The organism is Pseudomonas sp. 86_A (genome assembly GCF_017491705.1).
Lineage (GTDB): Bacteria > Pseudomonadota > Gammaproteobacteria > Pseudomonadales > Pseudomonadaceae > Aquipseudomonas > Aquipseudomonas koreensis.
On sequence record NZ_JAFGYS010000101.1, the window covers coordinates 1 to 493 of the forward strand.

Annotated in this window: 1 protein-coding gene; it reads right to left on the reverse strand. The window is 70.4% G+C overall.

Translation table 11 applies throughout. The annotated features are described in order from the left end of the window. The coding region (locus J5M57_RS28190) for an FAD/NAD(P)-binding oxidoreductase (RefSeq protein WP_207938503.1) at positions 1-493 on the reverse strand (493 nt) is incomplete at both ends.

The window sequence follows — 493 nt, forward strand, 5'->3', positions numbered from 1 at the left end:
GCAGCAGATGCACGTTGCGCGGCGCGGCCTCGACGTGCGGCATCCGCACGCCGCCGCGCGCGCCGTAGTCGATGTCGATGCCCCATTGCGCATAGAACGTCGACGGCGCCACGCTCGCGCTCTCGCCCGTGTGCGTCAGGTATTCACTGACGTCGACGCCGATCCCGCCCGCGCCGATCACGGCCACGCTCGCGCCCACCGGCTTGCCGTCGCGCAGCACGTCGAGGTAGCCCATCACGCGCGCGTGGCCGATGCCTTCTATGTCGGGCCGGCGCGGCGTCACGCCCGTCGCGAGCACGATCTCGTCGAAGCCGCCGCCGGCGAGCCGCGCGACGTCCGCCCGCGTGTTCAGGTGCAGCGTCACGCCGCGCAACTCGAGCTGCCGGCGGAAATAGCGCAGCGTCTCGTGAAACTCCTCCTTGCCGGGCACCTTCTTCGCGATGTTGAACTGCCAGCCGATCTCCGGCGACGCTTCGAACAGCTCGACGTCGTG